Raw genomic sequence first — 23,340 nt, 5'->3', positions numbered from 1 at the left:
GGCGGCCCCCGGGCGTGCCGCGCCCCTGGGCGCCCCCTGCGGGGGACACGGGCCCGGTTCCGGGCACCCGGCGGGGGGTGTTCACCCGGGTGGGGGCAGCCGGTTCAGAGGATTTCCGCGGTGGATTCGTTCAGGTCGTGGAGCAGCCGGGCGAGGTCGGCGACGTCGCTGCGTTCCCATGCCGCGAGCTGCCGGCGGTAGGCCGCGCGGCGCGCCCCGCGGACCCGGTCGAAGCGGTCCCGGCCGTTGGGGGTGAGTCGCATCAGGAAGGCCCGCCCGTCGCCGGGATCGGGCTCCCGGGTGACCAGGCCGAGGGCCTCAAGTGCCCGCAGCTGGCGGCTCATCGTCGCCTTGCCGACCCCGAAGTAGGACGCGAGGTCGGTGGCCCTTTCCGGCTCGGCTTCCTGGAGCCGGACCAGCAGTCCGTACGCCGCCGGTTCGAGGTCCGGGTGCACCGCCCTGGCGAGCTCGCCCGAGGCCGCCCTGGCCCGGCGGAAAAGCACCGTCAGCTCCCGCTCCAGCGCGTCCGCCGAGGGGTCCGCTCCCGTCGCATCTGCCGCATTGCGCGCGTCGGTCACAGCATTCCCGCTTTCAACGCCTGAAAGTTGTCTTCACACACGGTGGTTTCCGCAGCACGTCAAGTATTTCGCAGGAGTAGACCAACGGCGGTAACAGGATCCTCTTTCCACGCGCGTAGCGCCCACCGTACCTTCACACTGTCATGACCATCCCAAGGTCATGCCGAGTCCCCCACCTGGAGGCACGCATGTCCCACGGAGTCTTCTCCGTCGTGCACGGCAACGGCTCGGTCCGGACCAGGCTCTCGCTGCTGGCCGGTTCACTCGTCACGATGCTCGCGATGGCGCTCGCCGCACCCGGCACGGCCCATGCGGCGAATTCCGGTCACATGACCCACCCCGACCTCGACTGGCTGGGCTCCCAGATCAAGATCCACGAGGGCGCCAGCGCCCCCGGGGACTCCAAGGTCGTCACCCCGATGGTCACCCAGACGGCGGGCATGGACGTCTCCAGTTACCAGGGCAACGTCAACTGGGCCGGTGCCTGGTCGAACGGCGCGAAGTTCGCGTATGTCAAGGCGACCGAGGGCACCTCGTACACGAATCCCAACTTCACCCAGCAGTACAACGGCTCCTACAACGTCGGCATGATCCGCGGCTCCTACCACTTCGCCCTGCCCGACGTGTCGACCGGCGCGGCACAGGCCGACTACTTCGTCGCACACGGCGGCGGCTGGTCCAAGGACGGCAAGACGCTGCCCGGCGCGCTCGACATGGAGTACAACCCCTACGGCGCCACCTGCTACGGGAAGTCCGCCAGCTCGATGGTGAGCTGGATCACGTCCTTCTCGAACGAATACCACGCCAAGACCGGGCGCTACCCGACGATCTACACCTCCACCAGCTGGTGGACCACCTGCACCGGCAACAGCAGCGCGTTCAGCGCCAACAACGCGCTCTGGGTCGCCCGATACGCCAGCGCGGTCGGCACCCTGCCGGCCGGCTGGGGCTACCACACCTTCTGGCAGTGGGCCGACTCCGGCACCTTCCCCGGTGACCAGGACCGCTTCAACGGTGCCCTCGACCGCGTCAAGGCGTACGCCAACGGCTGATCCGCCGGACCGCGGTCGTACGAGAAGGCGGCCCCTTCCCCCGGGTGCGGGGGAAGGGGCCGCCTGCCGCCGTGGCGGTGCGGTGCGGTGCCGTCAGGCGGCCACCCGCACCTCCGGGACCTCGGCCTCCGCCGTGTCCAGGGCCAGTGCCAGCACCTGCCGGACGTCGCTGACCGGGTGGACGTCGAGGGCGTCCAGGATCTCGGCGGGGACGTCGTCCAGGTCCGGTTCGTTCCGCCTGGGGATCACCACGGTGGTGATCCCGGCCCGGTGCGCGGCCAGCAGCTTCTGCTTGACCCCGCCGATCGGCAGCACGCGGCCGGTCAGCGAGACCTCGCCGGTCATCGCCACGTCGGTGCGCACCCGCCGCCCGGACAGCAGCGACGCCAGCGCGGTCGTCATCGTGACACCGGCGCTCGGCCCGTCCTTGGGCACCGCGCCCGCCGGCACGTGGATGTGCACACCCCGCTCCTTCAGGTCGCCGACCGGCAGCTCAAGCTCGGCGCCGCGCGAGCGCAGGAAGGACAGCGCGATCTGCGCGGACTCCTTCATCACGTCGCCCAGCTGGCCGGTGAGCTGCAGTCCCGACCCGCCGGTCTCCGGGTCGGCGAGCGACGCCTCGATGTAGAGGACGTCACCGCCGGCGCCGGTCACCGCGAGGCCGGTGGCCACCCCCGGCACCGCCGTCCGCCGCTCCTCCGGGTCCTGTGCGGACTCCGGCACGTGGTGCGGCCGGCCGATCAGCTTGCGCAGGTCGTCGGGCCCGACGGCGAAGGGCAGCTTCTGGTCGCCCAGCTCGTGCCGCGCGGCGATCTTCCGCAGGATGCGGGCGACCGTGCGCTCCAGTGCCCTGACCCCGGCCTCCCGGGTGTACTCGCCGGCCAGCCGGCGCAGCGCGCCCTCGTCAAGCGTCACCTCTTCCGCGTCCAGGCCCGCCCGCTCCAGCTGGCGCGGCAGCAGGTGGTCGCGCGCGATGACGACCTTCTCGTCCTCGGTGTAGCCGTCCAGCCTGACCAGCTCCATCCGGTCGAGCAGCGGCTCGGGGATGGCCTCCATGACGTTCGCGGTGGCCAGGAAGACCACGTCGGACAGGTCCAGCTCGACTTCCAGGTAGTGGTCGCGGAAGGTGTGGTTCTGCGCCGGGTCCAGGACCTCGAGCAGGGCCGCGGCCGGGTCGCCGCGGTAGTCCGAGCCGACCTTGTCGATCTCGTCGAGCAGCACGACCGGGTTCATGGACCCGGCCTCCTTGATGGCCCGCACGATCCGGCCGGGCAGCGCGCCGACGTAGGTCCTGCGGTGGCCGCGGATCTCGGCCTCGTCCCGCACACCGCCCAGCGCGACCCGGACGAACTTGCGGCCCATCGCCCGCGCGACCGACTCGCCCAGCGAGGTCTTGCCGACCCCGGGCGGACCGACCAGTGCCAGCACCGCGCCGCCGCGGCGGCCGCCGACGACGCCCAGGCCGCGGTCGGCCCGGCGCTTGCGCACCGCCAGGTATTCGGTGATGCGCTCCTTGACGTCGTCGAGGCCGGCGTGGTCGGCGTCCAGCACCGCACGGGCGCCCGCCACGTCGTAGGTGTCCTCGGTGGTGGTGCTCCAGGGCAGTTCGAGGACGGTGTCGAGCCAGGTGCGGATCCAGCTGCCCTCGGGTGAGGCGTCGGAGGACCGCTCCAGCTTCTCGACCTCCTTCAGCGCCGCCTCGCGCACCGTCTCGGGCAGGTCGGCGGACTCCACACGGGCGCGATAGTCGTCGGCCTCGTCCTCGGGGTCGCCGTTCAGCTCGGACAGCTCCTTGCGGACCGCCTCCAGCTGCTGGCGCAGCAGGAATTCGCGCTGCTGCTTCTCCATGCCCTCCTGGACGTCCTTGCGGATCGTCTCGGCCACGTCCTGCTCGGCGAGGTGGTCGCGCAGCCACTGGGTGGCCAGCTTCAGGCGGGCCACCGGATCGACGGTCTCCAGCAGCTCGACGCGCTGCTCGGCGGTCAGGTAGGGGCTGTAACCGGAGTTGTCGGCCAACTGGCCGACGTCGTCGATCTGCTGCACCCGGTCCACGACCTGCCAGGCGCCGCGCTTGCGCAGCCAGCTGGTGGCCAGCGCCTTGTACTCCTTCATCAGCTCGGCCACCGTGCCGGGCGACTCGGCGGGTACCGGCTCCTCTATGACGGTGCCCTCGACCCACAGCGCGGCGCCGGGGCCCGTGGTGCCCGCGCCGATCCTGACCCGGGTACGGCCCTTGATCACGGCGCCGGGGTCGCCGTCGGACAGCCGTCCGACCTGCTCCACCGTGCCCAGGGTGCCGACGGCGGCGTACTTGCCGTCGACCCGCGGCACCAGCAGCACCCGCGGCTTCCCGCCGCTGCCGGCCGGGTGCGCGGCCTGCGCGGCCTCCACGGCGGCGCGGACCTCGGAGTCGGAGAGGTCGAGCGGCACGACCATGCCGGGCAGCACGACCTCCCCGTCCAGCGGGAGGACAGGCAGGGTCAGCGGATTGGTGGGGATGGACTCAATCGGCATGATCGCTCCTCGTGCAAACAAGTTGAGTACACCAGGCTCAATGCAGTGGGGCCCGCTGGTGTTCCCGGCGGGCTGTTCGCTCTGAGCGATCAGCCGGCACGGCCCGTTCACCCGGACGGGCGCCGGGAAAACCGCTTGCCGCCGCACGTAACGTCGTGACCGTGACAGACGACGACACGAGCCTGCTCGCCGCGTACGACACCCAGCTGCGCGGAGTCCCGCCGGTGCGGGCCGCCGGCACCCGGTACGAAGAGGACGGGCCGCTGGTGCGGATCGTCGGGCAGTTCCGCGGGTTCGTCAGCGCGCCGCGGGACGTCGGGCTGCGCGGGGCCGAGCTGGACGCGCTGATCATCCGGCAGCGGGAGTACTTCGCCGCCCGCGGCGAGGCCGTCGAGTGGAAGATCCGCGGCCACGACCTGCCGGCCGAGCTGCCGCAGCGGCTGCGCGCGGCCGGTTTCGTCGCGGAGGACCGTGAGACGGTGCTGGTCGGCCGCGCGGACGAGCTGGCCGAGCCGGCCGCGGGGCGCGCGCTCGCGGACGGCGTCACCATCCGGCAGACCGCGGCGGCGGAGGACCTGCGCGGGGTGGGCGCGATGCTCACCGAGGTGTGGGGCACGGACATGCACTGGCTCGGCGCCGACCTGGCCGGCCGGATCGAGGCGGCGCCCGACCAGATCGCCGTCCTCGTCGCCGAGTCCGGCGGCGAGATCGTCTCCGCCGCCTGGCTGGTCCACCGCCCGGGCACGCAGTTCGCCGGCCTGTGGGGCGGCTCCACCCTCGCCGCGCACCGCGGCCGCGGCATCTACCACGCCCTGGTCGCCGCCCGCGCCCGCCTGGCCGCCGACCGCGGGGTGCGCTACCTCCAGGTCGACGCCTCCGACGACAGCGCGCCCATCCTGCGGCGGCTCGGCTTCCGCGCCATCACCACGACGACCCCCTACATCTGGACGCCGGCGGACACGCCGTGAGGCCGGGACTCGAACCGGACGGCACCATCGCCCGCGAGGGCGCGCTGTCGAAGGTGCCCGCCGCCTACGCACGGCTGCTGGACGACGCGCGGGACCGGATCCGCGCGGCCTTCCCCGCCGGGCGGCTGCACAGCGCGTACGTCTACGGCAGCATCCCGCGCGGCACCGCACGCGCGGGGCGCTCCGACCTGGACCTGGTGGTCGTCCTGCGGGAGCCGCCGTCCGCGGCGGACCGCGCGGCCGCCGACCGGATCGAGGGCGGCCTCGACGCGGACTTCGCGGTCATCGACGGCGTCGGGATGCTGCTCTTCGACGCCGACACGCTGCTCAGCGAGCTGGAGCGCCACGACCTGGGGTTCTTCGTCGCCTGCCTGTGCACCCCGCTGCTCGGCGAGGACCTGGCGGCCGCGCTGCCCCGCTACCAGCCGGACGCGCTGCTGGCCAGGGAGACCAACGGGGACATCGGGGCGGCCCTGGCCGGCTGGCGGGAGCGGTTCGCCGCCGCGCCGGGCGAGGGTGAGCGCGCCGCGCTGTGCCGGGGTGCGGCCCGGCGGATCGTCAGGACCGGCTTCACCCTGGTGATGCCCCGGTGGGGTGGCTGGACCAGCGACCTCGCCCTGCAGGCCGAGGTCTTCGCGGCCTACCACCCCTCCCGCGGCGACCTGATGCGGCGGGCGGCCGGCTGGGCCCGCACGCCCACCGCCGACCCGGCGGCCCTCGGACTCCTGCTGTTCGACCTGGGCCCCTGGCTCGCCGCCACCTACCAGGAGGTCCACGGCCCGAAGACCCCCCGCCCGGCCGGTTCTTGAGGGCTGTGACCGGGGAGGTTCACGGCCACCGCACCAGGGACAGCATTTAGGGTGGCGGGATGTTCGCAGGAGAAGTGGCGCCGGTCGTGGTGGACCGGCGCAGCGGGCCGGCCGGTGAGATCGCGCTGCGGCGCCGCGGCCCCGACTACGAGATCATCGCCAACGGCTGCTTCCTCATGGACACCTCCGACGGCCGCTCGGAGAGGCTCCTCGTCGACGCCGCGCTCGACGCGCTGGACGACGGCAGGCAGCACCCCCGGGTCCTGCTGGGCGGCCTCGGCGTCGGGTTCTCGCTGGCCCGGGCGGCGGCAGAGCCGCGCTGGGGGCGGATCGAGGTGGTGGAGCGGGAGCCTGCCGTCATGGAGTGGCACCGCACGGGGCCCCTGCGGCAGTTCTCGGGAGGCGCCCTCGACGACCCGAGGGTGGCCCTCGTGGAGGCGGACCTGACGGTCCACCTGCGCGCTGCCGGCGAGCCGTTCGACGCGCTGTGCCTCGACATCGACAACGGCCCGGACTGGACAGTCACCGAGAACAACGGCAGTCTCTACAGTCCCAGCGGCCTCGACGCCTGCCGGAACCGGCTCACGCCGGGCGGCGTCCTCGCAGTGTGGTCGGCGCAGCCGTCGGCCGCATTCGAGGCGGCGCTGCGGTCCGCGGGGTTCGAACGGGTGCACACCCTTGAGATCCCGGTGATCCGCGGGGTGCCGGATGTCGTGCACCTGGCACACCGGGCGTCGTAAGGCGTGATGGTCACGGCAGCGGCCCGCCCCGTACTCTGCCGGGTATTCCAGAACGATTTTGTGGGGCGGAATTGGACGGCACGCAGACGACGGGCGCGCAGCGCCGGGTTCTGGTGGTCGAGGACGACCAGACCATAACGCAGGCCATCGCGGCGCGGCTGCAGGCCGAGGGCTTCCAGGTGCGGACCGCGGGCGACGGCCCGGCCGCCGTGGAGGCCGCGCACTCGTGGCAGCCCGACCTGCTGGTCCTCGACGTGATGCTGCCCGGCTACGACGGCCTCGAAGTGTGCCGCAGGGTGCAGGCGGACCGGCCGGTGCCGGTGCTGATGCTGACCGCGAGGGACGACGAGACCGACATGCTGGTCGGGCTCGGCGTCGGCGCCGACGACTACATGACCAAGCCGTTCTCGATGCGGGAGCTGGCCGCCCGGGTGCACGTGCTGCTGCGCAGGGTCGAGCGGGCCGCGACGGCCGCGCACAGCCCGCGCGGCGCCTCGATCCACCTGGGCGACCTGGAGATCGACCACGCCCAGCGGCGGGTCAGGGTCGGCGGCGCCGACGTGCATCTGACGCCGACCGAGTTCGAGCTGCTGGTGTGCCTGGCGCAGCAGCCGCGTGCGGTGCTCTCCCGCGAGCAGCTGCTGGCCGAGGTGTGGGACTGGGCCGACGCGTCGGGCACCAGGACCGTGGACAGCCATGTGAAGGCGCTGCGCAGGAAGATCGGCGCGGACCGCATCCGCACCGTGCACGGTGTCGGATACGCGCTGGAGATGCCGTCGAAGTGAGCGGGAGCGTGGGCCGGTGAGGCGCTGGTGGCGGTGGGTGTGGGCGGCGCTGCGGCCGTGGGATCCGTACCGGTCGATCAAGGCCGCGCTGCAGGCGCTGGTGCTGGTGTCGGTGCTGATCACCACGGGCCTGGTGATCCTGGCGATCCACTCGGCGACCGAGCTGCGGGTGATCACCATCTTCTCGGCCATCGCGTCGCTGCTGATCACCCAGATCGTGGCGAACGGCCTGACGTCGCCGCTGCGGGAGATGACGGCGATCGCCCGGGCCATGGCCGGTGGCGACTACAGCCGCCGGGTGACCCGGGTGCGCAGGGACGAGGTCGGCGAGCTGGCCGAGACCTTCAACCGGATGGCCGCCGACCTGGCCGCCGCCGACCGGCACCGCAAGGAGCTGGTGGCGAATGTCTCGCACGAGCTGCGCACCCCGATCGCGGCGCTGCGGGCGGTGCTGGAGAACGTGGTGGACGGGGTGTCGGCCGCCGACCCGGAGACGATGCGCCTGGCGCTCCAGCAGACCGAGCGGCTCGGCAAGCTGGTCAGCCAGCTCCTCGACCTGTCGCGGCTGGACAGCGGGGCGACGCGGCTCGACGCCAAGCGGTTCGAGGTGTGGCCGTATCTGTCGGCGGTGCTGAAGACGGCGAGCCTGGGTATGGGCACCGGAGGCAGCGGGTCGCGCTCCCGGGCGCGGGCCGACGTCCCGCTGCACCTGGACGTGTCACCGCTGACGCTGACGGCCTACGCCGACGGCGAGCGGCTGCACCAGGTGGTGGCCAATCTGGTCGACAACGCCGTCAAGCACAGCCCGCCGGGCGGCAGGGTGACGGTGCGGGCCCGCGGCGGCGCGACGCCCGGCAGCCTGGAGCTCGACGTGGTCGACGAGGGCCCCGGCATCCCGGAGGCCGACCGCGTCCGGGTCTTCGAGCGCTTCCACCGCGGCTCCCATCCGGGCGGCGACGGCGGTACGGGTCTCGGCCTCGCGATCGCCCGCTGGGCGGTGGATCTGCACGGCGGACGGATAGAAGTGGCCGAATCTCCTCGGGGCTGCCGGATCCACGTCACCCTTCCGGGTGCCGTCGCGGTGACAGCTTGACGCGCAGTGCTGGCAGTTCACGTACGCGTGACGACGGCCTGACGGCGACTTCCGGCCGGACAACCCTCAAGAGGGACCAATTTCCCGCCAGGAACAGCGCCGAAACCAGGCTTCGGGTGTGACTTGCGCGACGACTGGGCCCCGGGCCTGCGGCGGAGGCTCGGGTAGGCGTAGCCTTAATTCCCGCTGTCCACCATCTTGTGAAGCGGAAGAGGGCGGTTACCGCCGTGTCGCCACAGTCCCCCAATAGCTCAAGTGTCACGACCGACCACGAAGCGCAGGGCGAAGGCCCCGCCGCGGGCTTCGGCCCCAACGAGTGGCTGGTCGATGAGATCTACCAGCAGTACCTCCAGGATCCGAACTCGGTAGACCGAGCCTGGTGGGACTTCTTCGCCGACTACAAGCCTGACGGCTCCGCCGCCACGGCGGCTCCCGCGGGCCAGGGCGGGGCATCGGGTGCCGCGGCACGCGCCACCTCCGCACCGGTGAATTCCGGCCAGCCCGCGCAGCTCGCGCCCGCGGCCACCATCCCGGCGCCGCCCGCGGCCCCGGCCCCCGCACCCGCGCCGCCGGCCGCCGCCGCCCCGGCTCCCCCGGCACCGGCCCCCGCCGCGCCCGCGGCTCCCGCGCCTGCACCGGCACCTGCGGCGCCCGCCGCCAAGGCGGCCCAGGCGCCGGCACCGGCCGCCGAGACCGAGTTCGTGACGCTGCGCGGCCCCGCCGCCGCCGTGGCGAAGAACATGAACGCGTCGCTCGAACTGCCGACGGCCACCTCGGTGCGCGCCATCCCGGTGAAGCTGCTGTTCGACAACCGCATCGTCATCAACAACCACCTCAAGCGCGCCCGCGGCGGGAAGGTCTCCTTCACGCACCTCATCGGCTACGCCATGGTGCAGGCGCTCAAGGCGATGCCGCCGATGAACCACTCCTTCGCGCTGAAGGACGGCAAGCCGACGCTGGTCAAGCCCGACCACGTCAACCTGGGCCTGGCCATCGACCTGGTGAAGCCCAACGGCGACCGCCAGCTGGTCGTCGCGGCCATCAAGAAGGCCGAGACGCTGAACTTCTTCGAGTTCTGGCAGGCCTACGAGGACATCGTCCGCAGGGCCAGGTCCGGCAAGCTCACCATGGACGACTTCCAGGGCGTCACGGCCTCGCTGACCAACCCGGGCGGGCTGGGCACCGTCCACTCGGTGCCGCGGCTGATGCCCGGCCAGAGCATGATCCTCGGCGTCGGCTCGATGGACTACCCGGCCGAGTTCCAGGGCACCTCGCAGGACACCCTGAACAAGCTGGGCATCTCCAAGGTCATGACGCTGACCAGCACCTACGACCACCGGGTGATCCAGGGCGCCGCCTCGGGCGAGTTCCTGCGGATCATGAACCAGCTGCTGCTCGGCGAGAACGACTTCTTCGACGACATCTTCGCGGCGCTGCGCATCCCGTACGAGCCGGTCCGGTGGCGTACCGACATCGACACCGCGCACGACGACGACGTCACCAAGGCCGCGCGGGTCTTCGAGCTGATCCACTCCTACCGGGTGCGCGGCCACGTCATGGCCGACACCGACCCGCTGGAGTACCGCCAGCGCAAGCACCCCGACCTGGACGTGCTGGAGCACGGGCTCACCCTGTGGGACCTGGAGCGGGAGTTCGCGGTCGGCGGTTTCGCCGGCAAGTCGCTGATGAAGCTGCGCGACATCCTCGGCGTGCTGCGCGACTCCTACTGCCGCACCGTCGGCGTGGAGTTCATGCACATCCAGGACCCCAAGCAGCGCAAGTGGATCCAGGACCGCATCGAGCGCCCGCACGCCAAGCCCGAGCGCGAGGAGCAGCTGCGCATCCTGCGCCGGCTGAACGCGGCCGAGGCCTTCGAGACCTTCCTGCAGACCAAGTACGTCGGCCAGAAGCGCTTCTCGCTCGAGGGCGGCGAGTCCGTCATCCCGCTGCTCGACGCGGTCATCGACGCGGCCGCCGAGTCGCGGCTGGACGAGACCGTCATCGGCATGGCCCACCGCGGCCGGCTCAACGTGCTGGCGAACATCGTCGGGAAGTCGTACGCCCAGATCTTCCGCGAGTTCGAGGGCAACCTCGACCCGAAGTCGATGCACGGCTCCGGCGACGTCAAGTACCACCTGGGCGCGCAGGGCACCTTCACGGGCCTCGACGGCGAGCAGATCACCGTCTCGCTTGCCGCGAACCCCTCGCACCTCGAGGCGGTCGACCCGGTGCTCGAAGGCATCGCGCGGGCCAAGCAGGACATCATCAACAAGGCCGGCACGGACTTCACCGTCCTGCCGATCGCCCTGCACGGCGACGCGGCCTTCGCGGGCCAGGGCGTCGTCGCCGAGACGCTGAACATGTCGCAGCTGCGCGGCTACCGCACCGGCGGCACCGTGCACGTGGTGATCAACAACCAGGTCGGCTTCACCGCCGCCCCCGAGTCCGCGCGCTCGTCGATGTACGCGACCGACGTGGCCCGGATGATCGAGGCGCCGATCTTCCACGTGAACGGCGACGACCCGGAGGCCGTGGTCCGGGTGGCCCGGCTGGCCTTCGAGTACCGGCAGGCGTTCAACAAGGACGTCGTGATCGACCTCATCTGCTACCGCCGCCGCGGGCACAACGAGTCGGACAACCCGGCCTTCACCCAGCCGCTGATGTACGACCTGATCGACAAGAAGCGCTCGGTGCGCAAGCTCTACACCGAGTCGCTGATCGGCCGCGGTGACATCACCCTGGAAGAGGCCGAGCAGGCCCTTCAGGACTACCAGGGCCAGCTGGAGAAGGTCTTCACCGAGGTCCGCGAGGCGACCGCCGCGCCGGCCGAGCACGAGCAGACCGGCTCGCAGTCCGAATTCCCCGTCGCGGTGGCGACCGCGGTGTCCGCCGAGGTCGTCAAGCGGATCGCCGCGTCCCAGGTCAACATCCCCGAGAACGTCACCGTCCACCCGCGGCTGCTGCCGCAGCTCCAGCGCCGCGCGGCGATGGTCGAGGACGGCACGATCGACTGGGGCATGGGCGAGACGCTGGCCATCGGCTCGCTGCTGCTGGAGGGCACCACCGTCCGGCTGGCAGGCCAGGACTCCCGGCGCGGCACCTTCGGCCAGCGGCACGCGGTGCTCATCGACCGGGAGACCGGCGAGGACTACACCCCGCTGCTGTACCTGTCGGAGGACCAGGCCCGCTACAACGTCTACGACTCGCTGCTCAGCGAGTACGCGGCCATGGGCTTCGAGTACGGCTACTCGCTGGCCCGCCCGGACGCGCTGGTGATGTGGGAGGCGCAGTTCGGCGACTTCGTCAACGGCGCGGCCACCATCGTCGACGAGTTCATCTCCTCGGCCGAGCAGAAGTGGGGCCAGACCTCCGGCGTCACGCTGCTGCTGCCGCACGGCTACGAGGGCCAGGGCCCGGACCACTCCTCGGCCCGTATCGAGCGCTTCCTCCAGCTGTGCGCGCAGAACAACATGACGGTGGCTGTCCCGACCACCCCGGCGAACTACTTCCACCTGCTGCGCTGGCAGGTCCACAACCCGCACCACAAGCCGCTGATCGTCTTCACCCCGAAGTCGATGCTCCGGCTCAAGGCCGCGGCCTCCAAGGCCGAGGACTTCACCTCGGGCGCCTTCCAGCCCGTCATCGCCGACGAGTCGGTGGAGGCGGACGCGGTCCGCAAGGTCGTCTTCTGCTCCGGCAAGGTCTACTACGACCTGGTCGCCGAGCGGGAGAAGCGCGGGGCGAACGAGGTGGCCTTCATCCGTATCGAGCGGCTCTACCCGCTGCCCGGTGTGGAGATCCAGGCGGCCATCGCCCCGTACACCAAGGCGCAGAAGTTCGTGTGGGCGCAGGACGAGCCCGCCAACCAGGGCGCCTGGCCGTTCATCGCGCTGAATCTGATCGACCACCTCGATCTGCTCCTCGGCGCGGCGCCCGACAACGCCGACCGGCTCCGCCGGGTCTCGCGTCCGGCCTCCTCCTCCCCCGCGGTCGGCTCGGCCAAGCGCCACCAGGCCCAGCAGGAGGAACTGATCAACGAGGTCTTCGACATCTGACCCGGGTCTGAAGCCCAGGCACTCCGCGACGGCGGGTGGCCCGTACCTGTTCGGTACGGGCCACCCGCCGTCGCGCTGCCGGGCGCCGGACCTGAACGGCGCCCGGACCTCGGCGGCACAGGACCTCAGATGGTCGGCGGCTCGAAGTCCCAGCTGCGGCCCTCCGCGCAGGCCCTGGTCAGCGGGTGGTCGCGGCCCAGCAGCGCGGCGGCGCGGCCGGTGAGCGCGCCGGAATCCCCGCGCCGCTCCGGGTCCGCGGCGTTCAGCGCGCAGGCCAGCGCCCAGGGGTGGTCGGGGCCGACCGCCGCGGTCATCACGGCCAGCGCCTGCGCCGCGTGCGCGTCCCCGGCCGCGTGCTCGCCCGCGGCGCGCAGCACCAGCGCGTGGTTGCCGAGCGCGCCCGCTGTGAACGGGTGGGCGGGGCCGAGCTGTTCGCGGTAGAGGGCCAGGACGCGCTCGCCGAACGCGCGGGCGGTGTCCAGGTCGCCGTGCTCGCGCTGGTGGCAGGCGTAGAGGGAGCAGCCGATGACGGTCAAGGGGTGGGTGGAGTCCAGGACCCGCTCGGCGCGTTCCAGCAGGGCCGCGAGCAGCTCGCCTGCCGCGGCGGCATCGCCGGTGGCCGCTTCGCACAGCGCCAGGTTCTGCCCGGCCCTGAGGGTGCGCGGGTGGTCGGGGCCGAGCGCCGAGCGGTGCACGGCGTAGCTGTCCCGCTGCCGGGCCAGGGCCTCGGAGTACCGGCCCAGCAGCCGCAGGTCCTCCACGCAGGCGACCTCGGACAGCAGCGTCCAGCGGTGGACGGGGCCGTGCAGCTTCCTGCGGGCGCCGAGGGTGGCGCCGTCCAGGGCGAGGGCCTCCGCGTAGCGGCCGAGCAGCCGCAGCGACACGGCGTGGTTGTTGTCGGCGATCAGGGTGCGCGGGTCGTCGGGGCCGTGGGCCTGCCGTGTGGCGTCCGCTATGGCGGCGGACACCTCCTCGGCGTCGTCGTAGCGGGCCAGCCCGCGCAGGTCGGCGGCGAGCCCGGCGGCGGCGCGCAGCGTGTCGGGGTGGTCGGCCCCCCGGTCGTCCCGCAGCCGTGACCAGGCGGCCCGGTCGGCCGCCTCGGTGGCCACGTAGTCGCCGGTGGCACGCAGCAGGTTGCCGTGGTGGTGCACCAGGTCCCAGATCCTGGGGTGCCCGCTCCCGTCGTCGTCGGCGCGCTGCCAGGCGGCCAGGACGCGCCGCGACAGTTCGAGGCCCGCGGTGTACTCGGTGGCGAGATACAGATACCGCAGGCAGTCGAGCGCCAGCGACTGCACCTGCGGGTCCGTGCTCTCCAGCAGTCCTGGCGCGTTCAGGTGCGGCACGATGTCGGCGTAGACCGGCCAGTGCAGGGTGTCGTCGGGATCGCGCGGGTCGACCGCGACCAGCGCCCTGTGCACCCGGGCCGCGAGGGCGGCGCGGTCCTCCTGCCTGACGTAGGCGCGGGTGGCCTGGTGCACCAGCGGGTGGATGTGCAGGCGCTCGCCCTCGCCGGCCTCCTCCAGTTGCACCACCGACCACTGGAGCAGCCGGCCGATCGCGACGGGCCACATCCCCGCGGCGACCGCGGGGTCCTGGCGGAGGAAGGCGCCGGGCACCGGCGCGGGGCCGAAGAAGGCGCACAGCCGCAGCAGGTCGACGGCTTCCGGTTTGTCCTCGCGGAGCCGGTTGAGCAGTATCGAGAAGGCGGTGTAGTAGGTCATCTGGAAGTCGGCGGCGACCTTGAGGCCGGGTTCGATGTCGGCGCCGTGCCTGAGCTGCTCGATGTACTCGTCGACGGGGGTGTCGGAGTCCTGGAGCGCGCCGGCGTTCTGGTCGAGGGCCAGGGCCAGGTCGCCCAGCGCCTCCGCCAGCCGGTCGGCGTCGGCCTCGTCCAGGCGGGGGGCACGGCGCCGGACGAAGGCGACGGACTCCGCCCGGTCGTAGAGCGGGACCTCGATCAGCGCGCTGTTGTACTCCCCCCAGCCGCGGTTCTGCGAGGTGATCAGTACATGGCCAGGACCGCTGGGCACCAGGTCGTGGATGTCGTCCGGCTGGTCCGCGCCGTCCAGCACGATCAGCCAGCGCCGGTGGGGCACGCCCCGGCGCAGCGCGTCGCGCACCGCCCGCAGCCGCTCGCCGTACTCGCGCCCGGTGACCAGGCCGAGCGCCGGGGCCAGCGCCGCCAGCTTCTCGCGCAGCGTGCCGCGGTCCGCGGCACGCACCCACCACACCACGTCGTACTCGGATCCGAAGCGGTGGACGTACTCGGTGGCGATGTGCGTCTTGCCCACCCCCGACAGGCCGCACAGGGCGACCACCCCGGCCCCGGGTTCCGCCTGCTGGAACTGCTGGTGCACCTCCCCGAGCAGCCCCTCGCGGCCGGTGAAGCGGGTGTTGCGGCCGGGTACGCCGCCCCACACGTCCGGCTGGTCCAGCGGGAAGCGCGGCCCGTCGGCGGCGCCTGCCAGGGCCTGGGAGGGGTCGATGCCGAGCCGGGTGAGCAGCCGCCGCTCCGCCTCGGCCGCGTCCAGGCCCCACAGGTCGGCGGCGTGGAGGACGGCGGCCGCGCTGGGCAGCGCGGCGGGGGTGATCGAGACCGCGGCGAAGCGCTCGCCGCCCGTCGGGATGACCCGGCGCAGCGCGGTGTTCCACTCCTCGTTGGAGCGCGGGCCGAGCCGGAAATACCACTCGGACAGCACGATCAGCACCCGGCCCCCGGCCAGCAGCAGGTCGCCGAGCGCGTCCTCGGCACTGCCCCCGGCGCTGACGTCGAACCGCTGCAGCACCACCTGCAGGCCGTGCGGCTCCAGCCTGCCGGCGATCCAGGAGGCCCAGGCCCTGTTGTGGCCCGCGAAGCTGATGGTGAGACGGCTGTGGAACCGCGGGTCCTGCTCGGCGGGCGCCGGCTCCGGCGGCGCGGCGGCCCGCGTCCGGCCGGGCGCCCGCATCGGGACGGTGACCCCGGTGCCGGGTCCGCCGTCCGGCGGGTCGGGCGGCCCCCCTTCGACCACCTCGATCGGCAGCCGGGCGGTGCGCACCGGCACGCCCCACCCGTTGGAGACGGTCAGCCGCAGGGCGGCGGACCCGGTGGCGGGTCCTGCGGTGACCACGAAGCGGGCCGGACCGTAGGTGCCGCCGAAGCGGTGCAGGACCACGCTCGGGTGGCCGAGCGCCTCGCAGGTGAGGTACGGGTGCCCGTCGAGGGCGATCCCGAACGTGAACTCCTCCTCCTCGTACGGCCATTCGCTGCCCGCCCCGCCGCCCCGCAGGTCGACGGTGACCAGGTACACCCGGCCGGTCTGCGCGGTCTGCGGCCGGCTCACCACCGGTTCGATGCGCAGCCGGGCGCCCTCCGCGGTCATGCGGCACCCTCCGGGACGCGTGGGGACAGCCGCAGGGTGGTCAGCGGATGGCCGTAGTAGACGTACATGAAGTGGTGCAGGAAGCGCAGGACACGGCGCTGGCCCTCGTGGTCGACGGTCCCGTCGCTCGCCAGCCGGCGCGGCACCGGGTCGGGGAGGTCCGCGGCGGCCCTGGCCCGGTAGTCGCGCAGCATGTGGGCGAGCGGCCGCTCCGGGGTGCGTCCCGCGTGCGCCACCAGGTGGGTGAGCAGGCCGCTCGCCACGGTGTCGGGCACCTCGCCGCGGGTCGCGATGCAGGCGGTGGCGCCGTTGCGCAGGAAGAGTTCGGAGAAGCCGCGCAGTGCGTCCTCGCCGCCGTCGCGGTTGTGGACCAGGCGTCCTGAGTGGCAGGCGTTCAGGCACACCACGGTGCCGCCGCCGGCCAGCGCGGACATCTCGACCTCGTTCAGCTCGTACCAGGTCAGCACTCCGGCGGTCAGGTCCTCCAGGCCCTTGCCGTGGGTGCCGTAGTAGCCCATGTAGACCAGGCCGAGGCTGCGGTCGGCGCCGCGCGGGGAGGAGTTGAGCGAGGTCAGGAAGGTCTCTGGGTCGGCGTGCGGTTCGTGGGCGAAGGGCTGGAAGGCCGCGGCGTCGGAGCGCATGGGCGCGTCGAAGTAGCCGACGACATCGCCCGCGCACTGGGCGGGGCCGTCCAGCAGCGGGCCCGCCTGCTCCCTGATGGTGGTCCAGCGGGCGACCGGGACCAGCGCGCCCAGCGGCCCTGCGGGGGCGGCGGGGGTGCCCGCGCCGCCGTCCGGCTCCCCCTCGCTGTCGCCTTCGAGGCCGTCGAGGCTCAGCAGCTCCCAGGGGATCTCGAAGTCGGTGTCGTCCCACACCACCAGCTGGAGGGCGTCGCCGTGCAGGGCGCGCAGCTCGTTGAGCCAGCGCACCAGCGGCCGCTGCCGCCGCGACCAGTCGAGCACGGCCCGGTAGTAGTCGCTGGGGAGGGCCCCGTTGCTGCGGACCCGGGCCAGGGTGATCCTGGTCGGCGGCAGCTCGGGACCCGCGTGGTAGGGCAGCCCCGCGTCCCCGTCCGCCGTACCGTCGTCGGCCGAGCCGGTCAGCAGGTACGCCAGGTTGCCCTCACTGTCCCGCGTACGCTGCACCAGCAGCTTCGCCATGCCGTGCGGCAGCCGCCGGTGCGGGTCCGCGGGGCTGCTGCGCAGCGCGGTCCGCTCCACCGGCGGCGACGCCGGCTCCGGCACGACGGCTTCGGGCGGCGGCGGCATCGCCATCGGCCGCGGGGACCGCGGCCGCGCGAAGGGCTGGCCGACGGTGCCGCCGGCGTCCACCCAGCCGACCCCCCAGCGCCGCTTGCCGTCATCCAAGGGCACGGGCCACCTCCCGGCGGTCCCCGGCCGCCACGGGGCCGGCGACCGTGACGCCGCCGAGGGCGTCGGCGAGCGCGAACGGCAGGTCGGCGCAGGGCTCGGCGCCCGCGTCGACCACCACGGAGTTCAGCCGCGCCCTGCCGAAGGCGCCGATCCCGGCGGCCGTCCTGAGGGCGTCGTCGATGCCCGCGCGGCCGACAGGGCCGTCGAAGCGGCCGGTGAGGCTGGTGCGCAGCGGCACGTTGCCCCGGCCGTCGGTCACCGCCACGAACCACGCCTCGACCAGGGCGGTCGGCTGCTGCTGGAAGGCGCGCCTGATGAAGTCGGAGGCCAGCAGCAGCCCGTGGGCCAGCGGGCTGGCCCGGCCGGGACGGCGGTCGAGTGCATCGGGCAGCCGGGGGTCCAGGACGTTCCTGGCGAGGAAGGCCTGCGCCTGCAACTCGTCGGGCGCGCCCGCCCCGCCCACCTCGATCACCGCGGCCGCGGCCCGGCCGGTGTAGGCCCAGCGCAGGTAGGGGGCGAGGACGGGTTGCAGATCCACGTCGCCGCGGCAGGTGTGGTCGAGCAGCAGCACCAGCATGCGGTCGGGCTCCGCGGCCCGTGCGTGGCTGCGCATGTCCTCGGGGCGGACGGTGAGCGCACCGCGCAGCCGGCGCTTCTTGGCGGCCTCCAGGAGGGTGGGCACCAGGGCCAGGTCCCGCAGGTCGGTGGCGCGCCGCACCCCGACCACGGGGCCGCGCTCCGCGTGCTCGGTACGCCGCCAGGCGCCGCGCAGGGGTGCGGGTTCACGCAGCGGCTCCGCCTCGTCCTCGGGGTACGGGGCATCGGCGGGACGGCCGGCGGCGGCCGGAGCGGGGAGGGGCCCGAGGGGCTCGACCAGGCCGCCGGGATCGGCGAGCCCCGTGCCCGCGGTGCCGTCCGTGCCGCCGGGGGCGCCGCGTTCCGGCCGCTGCGCCGCCGCGGGCGGTCCGCTCCGCAGCTCCGGCACGTCGGGGGCCGCGGGCGCGCCGGGCGGCGCGGGCTCCACGGGCAGCCCGATCAGCCGGGCCGCGGCGTCCACATGGCCGGCCGTGGCGACCGCGGTGCCGTCCAGCCGCGCCAGCGCCCTGGCGATCCGCCCGAGCGCGATCAGCCGCCGCTCCCTGTCGCCGCCGATCTCGACCACCCGCCGTACCGCGTCCTCCCCGGCCCTCACGGGCGCCGCGGGATGCGCGAGCGCGGCGTGTTCCGCCGAGGCCGCCCAGACGGCGGCCGGTTCGCCGGGGATCCCGAGGGCGGGCAGCGACAGCCGGAGCGGGAAGCGGTCGAGGACGTGCGGCGAGACCCGGCCCGCGTCCTGCGTCCGGCAGAAGGCGAGCCAGTGGGCCCTCGGCCGCCACTGCGCGGCCACCCCGTGCCGCTGCACAGCCGCCACGTCGGCCCCGATCAGCGAGACGGCGGCCCGCAGCCCCGGCAGGCCCAGCCGGGCCAGGTCGGTGACGACGGCGGTGGCGGGCGGTGCCTGCGGATCGACCTCGACCAAGCCGCCGTGCCGGGTCGTGACCTCGATGCCGCCGCCGGGGGCGGGGGTGAGCCGGACGTGGGACCACAGGTCGTCCTCCCGGGTCGCCGCACCGAGCACGACCGTCGGGGTGAGCGTGCCGAAGGCCGCGGCGAAGAGCGCGACGACCGCGGCGGTCTGCTCCTGCGGCACATCGAAGAGCAGCACGCCGTTCAGCCGCGGCTCGGCCCTGGCGCAGCCGAACGCCCGTAACAACCGGCGCAGTTCGCCGGGGTCCTCGCCCGCCGTCATGACAGGAGGTCGTCGAGCAGCGCGTCGTCGTCCGCCGACCATTCGGCGTGGCCGCCCTGCACGGACTCGGGTTTGCGGTGCCGCAGCGCGAAGGGCGCCACGACCCGCAGGTGCGCGGCGGTCAGCGAGCTGTCGCCCTGGAGCGCGGCCCACGCGCGGGCCGCCTGCACCATCACGACCTCGCCGCGGTGCCCGACCGACCGCAGCGCGCCGGCGACGGCGACGGCGAGTTGCAAAACCCGGTCCGGCACCTCGACTTCGTAGCGCGCCTCCCGGGCGTCCAGCAGCCGCTGCCGCAACTCCCGGTCCTGCCGGTGGCCTTCGGCCATCCAGTCGGAGCCGCGCGGCCCGGAGCTCTCCTCGTCGAAGCGCAGCACGGCGTGCAGCATCGCCTCCCGCTCCGCCGCGTCGAGCGGCACGGCGATCGCCATCAGGCCGAAGCGGTCGAGGAGTTGCGGCCGCAGCCCGCCCTCCTCAGGGTTCATGGTGCCGACGAGGCCGAAGCTGACCTGCCGCACGGTGTCGATGCCCTCGCGCTGCACCGAGAGGACCCCGGTCGAGGCGACATCGAGGATGATGTTGACGAGGTGGTCGTTGAGCAGGTTGACCTCGTCGATGTAGAGCAGCCCGTCCTGGGCGGCGGTCTCCAGCAGCCCGGGACGGAGGGTGGGGCGGCCTTCGAGCAGGTCGCCCACGTCCCAGCCGCCGAGCACCCGGTCGTCCGTGGTGTTGATGGGCAGCGTGACCGGCAGCCGGCCCTGGGCCATCAGCGAGAAGGCGCGCACCACGGTCGACTTGGCGGTGCCAGGCGCCCCGGTTATCAGGACGCCGCCGACCGAGGGCGCGACGAAGTTGAGTTCGAGCGCCATCTTGAGCGCGTGCTGCCCGACCACCCGGCTGTAGGGCAGGATCGCGGTCCCGGGCGGCCTGGTGGTGTCGCCGCCGGTCACGACACCCCACCGGGATGCCGCCTGGAGGTCACCCGCGGCCGCGCCTGTTCCGCGCGGGCCCGGGTGTGGAGCTTCGTCCCGCCGGCCGGGTCGGCGGGATGTCGGACTGTCGCCACGTCGGTGTCTCCCCCAAAGGTGTGGTGCCGGATGGCGGGTCAGGAGCTGAACGGCTCGAAGTCCCAGTACGGGCGGGTCCTGGAACGGGCCGCGACGGTGTGCGGGTGCTGCGGGCCGAGGGTGGCGGACAGTGCCGCCAGCGCCTCTTCCTCGATCTTGTCGGCCTCCGGGCGCTTGCGCAGGTTGCGCAGGTCGGTGGCCAGCGCGATCCGGCAGGACAGGGTCAGCGGGTGGTCCTTGCCGAGGGTGCCGGTGGCCCGCTCCGCGGTGCTGCGGCTCAGCTCCGCCGCGCTCTCCGGGTCGCCGGCGAAGTTGCGGGCGCCGGTGGCGTTGAGTGCGCAGCCGAGCGTCCAGGGGTGGTCGGCGCCGACCGCGCGGGTCATGGCGACCAGGGAGCTCTCGATCTCGATCTGCGACTGCTGGCGCTCGCCCGCGGCCCGCAGGATCAGGCCGTGGTTGCCGAGCGTGCCCGCGGTGAAGGGGTGGTCATCGCCGAGTTGCGCGCGGTATTCACGCAGAGCGAACTCGCCGAGGAAGCGGGCCCTGTCCAGGTCGCCGTGCTGGCGTTCGAAGGTGGAGAAGGTCGCCGCGACCCGCACCGTCAGCGGGTCGAGGTCGCCGAGCACCCGCTCGCAGCGCTCCATCAGCCGGGCCAGCAGGTTCGCCGCACGCGGGCGGTCGCCGCCGCGGTAGTAGCACAGCGCGAGGTTGTGCTCGGCCCGCAGCGTCTGCGGGTTGTCGGCGCCAAGGACCGTACGGTGGATCTCGCAGTTGCGCTCCTGGACCGAGGTGGCCTGGTCGTAGCGGCCCAGCAGGCGCAGGTCGTGGGCGAAGGAGTTCTCCGACGACAGGGTCCAGTTGTGCCGGTCGCGCAGCACCTCGCGCCTGGCCTCCATGGTGTCCTGGTCGAGCATCATCGCGTCCTCGTAGCGGCCGAGCAGCCGGTAGGTGAGGGCGATGTTGTTCTGCGCGTTCAGCGTGAGGGAGTCCTGGGCGCCGACGAGTTCCGCGTAGCCCTCGCGGACCAGCTGCGACAGGCTCAAAGCCTCCTCGTAGCGGGCCAGGCTGCGCAGGTCGGCGGCCAGGCTGCCGGCCGCGCGCAGGACCAGCAGGTCGCGGTCGCCGCGGTCGGCGAGCAGCTGCTCGTAGGCGGCGCGGTCGATGGCCTCGGTGGCGGCGTAGTCGCCGGTGGCGCGCATCAGGTTGGCCTGGTGGTGGACGAGGTCCCACAGCCGGGGGTGCCCGGCTTCGAGCAGTTGCGGCCACTGCCCGGTGGCGGTCTCCGCGATCCGCAGGCCGGTCTGGTATTCGCCGGACAGGTAGAGGTAGCGCAGGCAGTTGAGCACCATCCCCTGGATCTCCGGGTTGGTGCTCTCCAGCGCCCCTGACGACTCCAAATGCGGCACGATCTCGGCGTAGCGCGGCCACAGCCGGGTGTCGCTCGGGCGGCCGGGGTCGGCCGCGGCGAGGATCTTGCGGACCACCCGGGAGTAGGTGTTCAGGTCCTCCTCGCGCATGTCGGCGCGGACCGCCTGGTAGACCAGCCGGTGCATCTGGACGACCTCGGTGGAGCCGACCGACTCCTCCGCGGTGGTCTCCTGCGGGTCGGACTGGATGACCGACCACTGGGCCAGTTTGCTGATCGCCGAATTCCACAGCAGCGGGTCGTCCATCAGGCCGCCGAGCTGCTCGGGCACCTCGCGGATCGGCAGGTCGCGCAGCAGCCGGACCGGGATCGGCCCCGGGGCGAAGAAGACGCACAGCCGCAGCAGGTCGACGGCTTCCGGTTTGTCCTCGCGGAGCCGGTTGAGCAGTATCGAGAAGGCGGTGTAGTAGGTCATCTGGAAGTCGGCGGCGACCTTGAGGCCGGGTTCGATGTCGGCGCCGTGCCTGAGCAGTTCGATGTACTCGTCGACGGGGGTGTTGGAGTCGTTGAGCGCGCCGGCGTTCTGGTCGAGGGCCAGGGCCAGGTCGCCCAGTGCCTCGGCGAGTTTGTCGGCGTCGGCCTCGTCCAGGCGGGGGGCGCGGCGCCGGACGAAGGCGACGGACTCCACCCGGTCGTAGACGGGGACCTCGATCAGCGCGCTGTTGTGCTCGCCCCACTCGCGGTTCTGCGAGGTGATCAGTACATGGCCGGGGCCGCTGGGCACCAGGTCGTGGATGTCGTCGGGCTGGTCGGCGCCGTCCAGCACGACCAGCCAGCGCCCGTAGGGCTCACCGCGGCGCAGCGCGTCACGCACCGCCCGCAGCCGCTCGCCGTACTCGCGTCCGGTGACCAGGCCGAGTGCCGGGGCGAGCCCCGCGAGCTTCTCGCGCAGGGTGGCGCGCTCGGCGGCGCGGACCCACCACACCACGTCGTACTCGGGGCCGAAGCGGTAGACGTACTCGGTGGCGATGTGCGTCTTGCCCACGCCCGACAGGCCGAAGAGGGTGACCACCCCGGCCCCCGGGTTCGCCTGCTGGAAGTGCTGGTGCATCTCCCCGAGCACTTCCTCGCGGCCGGTGAAGCGGGTGTTGCGCCGCGGTACCGAACCCCAGACGCCGGGCTGCTCCAGCGGGAAGCGGGGCCCGTCGGCGCCGCCGCGCGGGTCGCCCGCGGAACCGCGGGCGTCGATGCCGAGCCGGGTGAGCAGCCTGCGCTCGGCCTCGGGGGCGCCGAGCCCCCACAGGTCGGCGGCGCCGAGGGCGGCGGCCGCGCTGGGCAGCGCGGCGGGGGTGACGGAGACCGCGGCGAAGCGCTCGCTGTTGGGCGGGACGATCCGGCGCAGCGCGGTGTTCCACTCCTCGTGGGAGCGCGGGCCGAGCCGGAAATACCATTCGGACAGCACGATCAGCACCCGGCCCTCGAAGAGCAGCAGGTCGCCGAGCGCGTCCTCGATACTGCTCTCCGGGGTGATGTCGAGGCGCTGGAGCGCGACCTGCACACCGCGTCTTTCCAGCCTGTCGGCGATCCAGGAGGCCCAGGCCCTGTTGTAGCCCGCGAAGCTGATGGTCACGGGGCCGCGTGCGACTGCCGCCCCCGTGCTGCGCCCTCCGGCCATACGACCGTCTCCCTCATGTGCGTGCGGTGTCCTGACGGACCAACAGGTCGCCTGCGCCAGAAACTACACTGATTGATCCCCCGTTGACGTACGGTCACGCCCGCCTGCGGGCAC

14 protein-coding genes are annotated in these 23,340 nt (G+C 73.2%); 7 read left to right on the top strand and 7 right to left on the bottom strand.

The features are described from left to right. Positions 1–104: 104 nt before the first annotated feature. The gene (locus ACGFMP_RS23700) at positions 105–578 is read right to left on the bottom strand and encodes a MarR family winged helix-turn-helix transcriptional regulator (protein ID WP_393674944.1); all 474 of its coding nucleotides are present in this window, start codon (positions 576–578) and stop codon (positions 105–107) included. A 188-nt stretch (positions 579–766) separates the two neighbouring features. Here ACGFMP_RS23700 and ACGFMP_RS23695 point away from each other — a divergent pair, with 188 nt between their 5' ends. Then, the gene (locus ACGFMP_RS23695; RefSeq protein WP_393674943.1) at positions 767–1,630 is read left to right on the top strand and encodes a lysozyme; all 864 of its coding nucleotides are present in this window, start codon (positions 767–769) and stop codon (positions 1,628–1,630) included. Between the two features lie 93 nt (positions 1,631–1,723). Here ACGFMP_RS23695 and lon read toward each other — a convergent pair whose 3' ends face one another. Next, entirely contained in the window at positions 1,724–4,144 is a 2,421-nt protein-coding gene (lon, locus tag ACGFMP_RS23690; protein ID WP_393674942.1) for an endopeptidase La, read from the bottom strand. 161 nt (positions 4,145–4,305) lie between these two features. Here lon and ACGFMP_RS23685 point away from each other — a divergent pair, with 161 nt between their 5' ends. The 6 genes from ACGFMP_RS23685 (at position 4,306) to ACGFMP_RS23660 (ending at position 12,594) form a co-directional block, all read left to right on the top strand. Next, positions 4,306–5,112: a GNAT family N-acetyltransferase gene (locus tag ACGFMP_RS23685; protein ID WP_393674941.1), complete on the top strand. Its 807-nt coding sequence runs from the start codon at positions 4,306–4,308 to the stop codon at positions 5,110–5,112. Then, positions 5,109–5,921, top strand: a complete 813-nt coding sequence (locus ACGFMP_RS23680; protein WP_393674940.1) for a nucleotidyltransferase domain-containing protein — start codon at positions 5,109–5,111, stop codon at positions 5,919–5,921. Before ACGFMP_RS23685 ends, ACGFMP_RS23680 begins: the two co-directional genes overlap by 4 nt. A 59-nt stretch (positions 5,922–5,980) precedes the next feature. Further along, positions 5,981–6,661, top strand: a complete 681-nt coding sequence (locus ACGFMP_RS23675) for a spermidine synthase (RefSeq protein ID WP_393674939.1) — start codon at positions 5,981–5,983, stop codon at positions 6,659–6,661. A 71-nt stretch (positions 6,662–6,732) separates the two neighbouring features. Next, positions 6,733–7,446: a response regulator transcription factor gene (locus ACGFMP_RS23670; RefSeq protein WP_393674938.1), complete on the top strand. Its 714-nt coding sequence runs from the start codon at positions 6,733–6,735 to the stop codon at positions 7,444–7,446. A gap of 16 nt (positions 7,447–7,462) precedes the next feature. Further along, positions 7,463–8,539 carry an ATP-binding protein gene (locus ACGFMP_RS23665; RefSeq protein ID WP_393674937.1) on the top strand — a complete coding sequence of 359 codons (1,077 nt, stop codon included), beginning with the start codon at positions 7,463–7,465 and terminating at the stop codon, positions 8,537–8,539. Positions 8,540–8,766: 227 nt separating this feature from the next. Continuing rightward, positions 8,767–12,594: a multifunctional oxoglutarate decarboxylase/oxoglutarate dehydrogenase thiamine pyrophosphate-binding subunit/dihydrolipoyllysine-residue succinyltransferase subunit gene (locus tag ACGFMP_RS23660; protein ID WP_393674936.1), complete on the top strand. Its 3,828-nt coding sequence runs from the start codon at positions 8,767–8,769 to the stop codon at positions 12,592–12,594. A gap of 125 nt (positions 12,595–12,719) precedes the next feature. On the opposite strand, the gene fxsT (ACGFMP_RS23655) is transcribed toward ACGFMP_RS23660, so the two are convergent. From fxsT (ACGFMP_RS23655) to fxsT (ACGFMP_RS23635), 5 genes are all read right to left on the bottom strand, one after another. Continuing rightward, positions 12,720–15,956 (bottom strand): FxSxx-COOH system tetratricopeptide repeat protein, encoded by a 3,237-nt coding sequence (gene fxsT / locus ACGFMP_RS23655; RefSeq protein ID WP_393674935.1) that lies wholly within the window; start codon positions 15,954–15,956, stop codon positions 12,720–12,722. Further along, positions 15,953–17,329, bottom strand: coding sequence for a CHAT domain-containing protein (locus ACGFMP_RS23650; RefSeq protein ID WP_393674934.1), 1,377 nt, complete (start codon positions 17,327–17,329; stop codon positions 15,953–15,955). Before ACGFMP_RS23650 ends, fxsT (ACGFMP_RS23655) begins: the two co-directional genes overlap by 4 nt. Continuing rightward, on the bottom strand, positions 17,316–19,118 hold the full coding sequence (locus ACGFMP_RS23645) for a magnesium chelatase (protein WP_393674933.1): 1,803 nt from the start codon (positions 19,116–19,118) through the stop codon (positions 17,316–17,318). The genes ACGFMP_RS23650 and ACGFMP_RS23645 overlap by 14 nt, the downstream gene beginning before the upstream one ends. Then, positions 19,115–20,068, bottom strand: coding sequence for an AAA family ATPase (locus ACGFMP_RS23640; RefSeq protein WP_393674932.1), 954 nt, complete (start codon positions 20,066–20,068; stop codon positions 19,115–19,117). The genes ACGFMP_RS23645 and ACGFMP_RS23640 overlap by 4 nt, the downstream gene beginning before the upstream one ends. Positions 20,069–20,223: 155 nt before the next feature. Beyond that, positions 20,224–23,226 (bottom strand): FxSxx-COOH system tetratricopeptide repeat protein, encoded by a 3,003-nt coding sequence (gene fxsT, locus ACGFMP_RS23635; RefSeq protein WP_393674931.1) that lies wholly within the window; start codon positions 23,224–23,226, stop codon positions 20,224–20,226. Positions 23,227–23,340: the final 114 nt, after the last annotated feature.

This window comes from Streptomyces sp. NPDC049040 (genome assembly GCF_043197715.1).
Lineage (GTDB): Bacteria > Actinomycetota > Actinomycetes > Streptomycetales > Streptomycetaceae > Actinacidiphila.
This window is presented reverse-complemented; position numbering and strand designations above follow the sequence as displayed.